The organism is Dehalococcoidales bacterium, from assembly GCA_030698765.1.
GTDB lineage: Bacteria > Chloroflexota > Dehalococcoidia > Dehalococcoidales > UBA2162 > JAUYMF01.
This window is the reverse complement of the sequence record JAUYMF010000146.1, coordinates 1-6,115: the sequence shown is the minus strand read 5'-3', so window position 1 is coordinate 6,115 and position 6,115 is coordinate 1. Positions and strand designations below refer to the sequence as shown.

Genomic DNA, 6,115 nt, shown 5'->3' with positions numbered 1-6,115 from the left:
ACAGAGGTTCCTGGTTATGAGCTTCAGTTTACACCCGACCAGAGGGCTATTGACGAGGTACTTAGTCACCTGGAAAGTAACAAGCTCTGCTGAAGATATGAGACTGAAGCATAGTTCGAGAGACAATAATTATTGCCGCCTGATGCCTTTGATATGCCTATAGCCTGGCAAGTTTGATTAGTTGGGGTTCTGGAATTGAAGCAAAACTTTCTTTTGGAATCAGAAGGAGGAATATCAAAGCGAGTGGGAACTGGAGCCGGTGGGGAGAAGTTGTCCCGCAAGCGTTACTCAACTTATGTTCAAGAGCAACTGGCACACGGCCTGCTGGGGATGCAATGCGTCAAACTGTATCGCAGGGTCGCCAGGTCATTGAAGCATGGCATTGAAATAGCGGAACTTGATGAAGGGCACGCGCGACATCTCTCTCATTTGTTTAATTTCAAGCAGTCCGCTGATAACCGATCGAGGGGTGTTAGCGTCACTCACTTTGCCGCCAGAAAACGAGACCAGGTCATCGGATATGCCAGTCTGGTAGGACGCTCAAGGCGTTACCATTCCCATGATGGTCACTGGCTCATTAACCTTGCGGTAAGGACCACCTACCGGGGTATGGGAATAGGTGAGGAACTTACCCGCTTTGTCATGGAGAAGAGTATGAAGAGTGGAGCAAGTGAGATATCTCTTCTTGTGTTTGAGGACAATGCTCCGGCAATAAAACTCTATAGGAAGCTCGGGTTCGAGAGGAAGGTGATTCCCGCCCTTGAAAAGGAGCTTGAAGACGAACAGCGGATTTTGGGACGTCGACGTGTTTGCATGTCGCGTCGCTTGGCTGATAACGAGTTGCCGGGGGATTTGTTATCACTTCGTGATTATGAGGGAAATACGGAGAGGGGGGCCCGGGTAATGGAATTGAGAGGATTGAGTAATAGTAATTTACAGTACTTGCTGCCAGGGGCTATCCATTGAGTTCATTTTCCGTTACTCATCCATTTCCTGCTTCTATGACACAGCGGACTAAACTCCCAGCTCGCTGCTGTGTGCCCCATAAACGCTTGTTTTAAGCAGGTATTTATATCTGGGGAAAGCGTGATGAACTGCGTATCGAAAGATGATCCCATGTCCATTCCGGATGTTGATAAACAAGCGACTCTTCATTCCGGCTTTGATGTAGTGACGAGGGAGATACTGGCGAGAGGAAGCCGCGTGCGCTTCCTTGCTCATGGCAACAGTATGGCCCCTTTTATCCGCAACGGCGACATAATTGTGGTGGAGCCGGCAAGAGCCGATGAACTGCACATCGGGGACATTGTATTCTTTCGGCGCTATGGGGGGCGGCATGTTGTGCATCGCTTGGTTGCCAGGTACGAAAACAGCGATTCCCTGGTATTGACCACCAGGGGAGATAATTTAGGATATTGCGATGCGCCGGTATTACCGGAGCAAGTGCTGGGGAGAGTGATTCGGATTGAGAGCAAAGATAGAGAGCTTCGGATTAGCGGTACATCCGGGAGGATGCTAAACCGTCTGCTTCTATTTGCATACTCTAACGCGGAGTTCACCAGAAGCCTGTTACGACGGGGACTGACTAAACTCTGGTGGTTTGTAGGGGGAGAGAAAAGTAAAGGATGAATACTGCCATAAAGGCGACTAAACTAACCAAGAGCTTCGCTCGTTCAGCCGGTTACCGGGACCTTCTGCCCTGGAGAAAGAAGGAAGTGGTTACCGCTTTGAAAGAGTTGAGTCTGGAAGTCAAAGAACGTGAATTGTTCGGCTTGCTCGGACCTAATGGTGCCGGTAAAACTACCCTGATTAAAATCCTGTGCGGTCTTGTATTGCCTAATTCCGGTGATGCCTGGGTGTTAGGCTGTCACATTCAGAAAGAAGAGTATTCAAGCAGGAAGCTGGTGGCTGCCGTAAGTGTCGATGAGAGGAGCTTCTACTGGCGGCTTACCGGATGGCAAAATCTGGAATTCTACGCGTCTCTCTATCGCGTGCCACGGCGTCAGATTAGGCAGCGCGTAGAAGAAGCTTTGGTTGAGGTAGGACTGCTTCCTGAAGCTAACGTCAGATTCCAAAACTACTCAACAGGTATGCGGCAAAGATTAGCAATCGCGCGGGGGTTACTGTGCCAGCCGCGAGTGCTTTTTGTGGACGAACCAACCCGGAGTCTGGATCCGCAAAACGCTCGTGCCGTTCGTAAATTGCTAAGAGAGGAAGTGGACTCTGCCGGAAGGACAGTGGTCCTGGCCACTCATAATATGGAGGAGGCCGAGGCAATTTGTGACCGCGTGGCCATACTGGATAAAGGCTGCTTGATCACCACCGGTAAAGTGAATGAGCTTCGTTCTCTGTTTGAGCCAAGAAAACGCTATGAGCTAGAGGTCAGAAATGCTCCGGATGATCTTATGGAATGCGTTTCTCTTACTGATGGCGTTATCGATTGCCGCAGGGAGCCTCAAAGCAACGGAATCCTTCACTTCGAAGTGACCCTTTCAAATCAACCGGAGGCACTCAATCAAGTACTTAAGATAATAGTACTCAGTGGGGGACAGGTAAATGACTGCCGCGGAACGGAGATCCCGTTAGAAGATATCTTTGTACAGGCCATCAACGGGGGACTAAAAGGAGTTAGCTAAACGTGTCAGTAGCTCAGGCATTTCTCAAACGGGATTTCTTCAATGCAATCAGCTATCGAGCCGATTTTGCTATGCAGTTCGTGGGTATACTATTCAGTGTCGCTACGTTCTACTTTCTCTCTCAGCTATTTGGAGACGCTGTCGAACCTCAACTGGAAGCCTACGGAGGCGACTATTTTGCCTTCGTTTTGATCGGGCTTGCTTTCTCCGGATTTATGGGCCTCTCTTTGTCTAGCTTTGCTTCCAGCATACGTGAGGGTCAAGTAATGGGAACCCTGGAAATTATGCTCGCCAGTCCAACGCGACTCAGTGTCGTTCTTCTCTCTTCATCACTCTGGTCTTCCATAATGGTTATCTTCAGAGTGATGGTATTTCTCCTGGTTGGAGCTTTGATATTTAAAGCCGGTTTAGCCAAAGCTAACATTCTGAGTGCGCTGGTAATGTTGATACTGTCGATAACGAGCTTCAGCAGCATCGGCATTCTTTCTGCCGCATTTGTGCTGATACTAAAGAAAGGAGACCCGGTCACCCGTATTTTCGGGGGAGTATCGAGTCTCCTCGCTGGGGTGTATTATCCAACTTCGGTGTTGCCGGACTGGCTGGAGCCATTATCAAGGTTTTTACCGCTTACCTACGCTCTCGATGGTCTCAGACTTACCATTCTTAAAGGATACTCATTGAGCCAGATCCCTCTTGACCTGTTTGTACTGCTGGCTTTTAGCCTGGTGCTGACGCCGTTAGCACTATTGGTATTTCGCCAGGCTTTGAGAAAAGCCAAAATGGACGGAAGTCTGACTCAATACTGAAACTCAAACTCGTTTGGGAAAAGTCTGAGAAAGTTACCATTGAAAACGCCCGAACGGGAAGCAATCCTTGGAAATCGATAGATATCAAGGAAAGGAAGATGAAGCCATGTGCGGAATAATCGGTTACGTAGGTAGTGAGAATGCGGCTCCCGTAGTGCTGGATTGCCTTCGCACTCTTCAATATCGAGGGTACGATTCTGCCGGTATAGCGACCTTAGACGGCGCGGCCCTGTCATGCAGGAAAGGCATCGGTGCAGTCGAAGCAGTTAACCGGGAGCATCAACTGGATAAACTGGCCGGGTCTATAGGTCTCGGGCATGTACGCTGGGCGACCCACGGGAGGGTGTCAGACGGCAATGCCCATCCCCACCTCGACTGCAAATCTGAGGTTGCCGTCGTGCATAACGGGATCATCGATAACTATCAAATCATTCGCAAGCGTTTGGCGAGCCATCACTATTTCACATCTGAGACCGATACAGAAGTGGTTTGCCATCTTCTAGAGAATAGCTTTTCAGAAGGCGCGTCTCTCAAGGAAGCAATGCTCAGCGCAATAGCTCAACTGGAGGGTTCTTATGCTTTGGCGGCGGTATCGAGCCGGGAACCTGATAAAATTGTGGTGGCAAAGAAAGACAGTCCACTGATCGTTGGAACCGGTTGCCAGGGGTATTTTGTGGCAAGCGACATAGTATCTCTCCTCGGCCGGGCAGAAGGCGTCATCCCGCTGGAGGATGGCGAGATAGCCGTGGTCGGACGGTACGGTATCAATATTTTTGATAAAGGCGGGCGGGAGATCCATAAACAACTTCAGCAGGTCACCTGTGACTGGCTGGCACCTTCCAAGAATGGGCACGCTCATTACATGTCAAAAGAGATATTGGAAGAACCGGATGCCGTCGAGGCTGCGCTGCGTCAGGACGAGCAGATGATGATGGAGCTTGCCCTGGAGATCCTGAGAGCTAAACAGGTAATCATCGCTGCTTGTGGTACTTCAAGACATGCCGCTCTTATCGGCAGGTATCTTTTTTCCAGCCTGGCCGAAAAGTTTTGCGAGGTCGTGATGGCTTCTGAATTTGAGTACTTTGCGAACTCTATCGACAAGAATACGTTAGTGATAGCTATCTCTCAAAGCGGGGAGACGGCTGACGTGATTGCTGGAGTTAAGATGGCAAAAGCTAATGGCGCCAGAATAATCTCCATGGTCAATGTCCCCAGTTCCACCTTAACCCGGATGAGTGACAGGGTAGTCTATCTGAATTGCGGGCCTGAACTCAGTGTAGCCGCCACGAAGTCGTTCGTCGCTCAGCTTGTCGTCTTCTACCAGCTTGCTTTCGCCATGCTTAACCAGTTGGGACAGGGCAGACAATTTCTGAGGGAAATCAGTTGCCTTATCAGGGGAAATTTGACCTCCAACGGTCACAAGGTAAAAGAGCTGGGGCAGAGGATTAGCTGCAAGTCAGACTTCTACTTCCTGGCTCGCGGCATCAATTTCGCCATAGCTCTCGAGGGTGCGCTAAAGTTAAAAGAGATTTCCTATATTCATGCCGAGGGAATGCCCGCTGGTGAGTTGAAACATGGCACGCTTGCCCTGATAGAAAAAGGGACTCCGGTACTGGTTATCTGTCCCAGGGACCATACTTACTACGACACCTTGTCCAATGCAATGGAAACGAAAGCTCGTGGCGCCTATATCATCGGACTCTCGGATGTGAATAACGAGATTTTTGACGAGTGGATAGAGCTGCCTGAGGTTGACAAGATATTCTATCCGCTGGTCAGTGTTGTGCCCCTCCAGCTTCTCGCCTATCATGCGGCTGTCGCCAGGGGTAAAGACCCGGACAGGCCCCGTAATCTGGCAAAATCGGTCACTGTTAAGTGAGATTGGCGGTTGAAACTGGCGGGTGACAGGTATCAACCGTCCTTTCGCTGAAAGTGAATATGAAAAAGAAGAACGGTAACAGGGGGGCAATGGCTCATTGTAAAGTTCTGTGGTTAATCAAAGGTCTGGAGGCAGGGGGTGCGGAGAGACTCCTGGCTACATCCCTTCCCTATCTTGACCGCAATACCTTCGATTATGAAGTGGCTTATTGTCTTCCCGGCAATAATGACCTTGTGCAGGAGTTTGAAGAGGCTAATTTACCGGTATTCTGTCTGGATTTTCAAACCTCCTTCGATCTCAGAGGACCCTACAGGCTTTTCCGTCTGATACGGGAACGAAAACCTCAAATACTACATATTCACCTGCCCTACACCGGCATTCTGGGACGGGTGGTTGGTCGTTTGGCCGGATTGAGTAACATAATCTACACCGAGCACAGTGTCATGGAGATGTATCACCCAGTTACCGGAATGCTGAATCTGCTTACTTACCCGTTGAACAGAACCACTATTGCCGTATCGGAGGAAGTACAACGCTCCATAACGAAATATCGGCTGGCGAGACTATCTGATATTCTAGTCATCCGCAACGGAGTAGATCTGAACTTTGGAAGAAGTGAAATATACCCGAATAATATGCGAGAGGCCTTAGGTATCCCGGCCAATCATCAAATAGTGGGAAACGTGGCCCATATTCGCCCTGAAAAGGGGCATGAGTACCTGGTGCGAGCTGCAAAAATCGTACTCGATCGCTGCCCGGATGTCACCTTCCTGATCGTGGGACGTGAAAATATA

At 49.6% G+C, this 6,115-nt stretch carries 6 protein-coding genes; all 6 read left to right on the top strand.

What is annotated here, in order from left to right; genetic code table 11:
* Window positions 1-243 precede the first annotated feature (243 nt).
* Window positions 244-966, top strand: coding sequence for a GNAT family N-acetyltransferase (locus Q8Q07_07130; protein MDP3880055.1), 723 nt, complete (start codon window positions 244-246; stop codon window positions 964-966).
* A gap of 123 nt (window positions 967-1,089) precedes the next feature.
* Complete coding sequence (locus tag Q8Q07_07125; protein MDP3880054.1) at window positions 1,090-1,629, top strand: signal peptidase I; 540 nt, start codon at window positions 1,090-1,092, stop codon at window positions 1,627-1,629.
* Window positions 1,626-2,636, top strand: a complete 1,011-nt coding sequence (locus tag Q8Q07_07120; protein MDP3880053.1) for an ABC transporter ATP-binding protein — start codon at window positions 1,626-1,628, stop codon at window positions 2,634-2,636. Before Q8Q07_07125 ends, Q8Q07_07120 begins: the two co-directional genes overlap by 4 nt.
* A 2-nt stretch (window positions 2,637-2,638) precedes the next feature.
* Window positions 2,639-3,442: an ABC transporter permease gene (locus tag Q8Q07_07115; GenBank protein ID MDP3880052.1), complete on the top strand. Its 804-nt coding sequence runs from the start codon at window positions 2,639-2,641 to the stop codon at window positions 3,440-3,442.
* Window positions 3,443-3,509: 67 nt separating this feature from the next.
* Entirely contained in the window at window positions 3,510-5,321 is a 1,812-nt protein-coding gene (gene glmS / locus Q8Q07_07110; protein ID MDP3880051.1) for a glutamine--fructose-6-phosphate transaminase (isomerizing), read from the top strand.
* 59 nt (window positions 5,322-5,380) lie between these two features.
* Window positions 5,381-6,115 (top strand): glycosyltransferase (locus tag Q8Q07_07105; GenBank protein ID MDP3880050.1); only part of this gene is annotated, 735 nt, incomplete at its 3' end.

Coding starts and splice junctions, on each gene's coding strand:
- Q8Q07_07125 (MDP3880054.1), top strand. CDS start 1,090: ATGAACTGCGTATCGAAAGATGATCCCATGTCCATTCCGGATGTTGAT.
- Q8Q07_07120 (MDP3880053.1), top strand. CDS start 1,626: ATGAATACTGCCATAAAGGCGACTAAACTAACCAAGAGCTTCGCTCGT.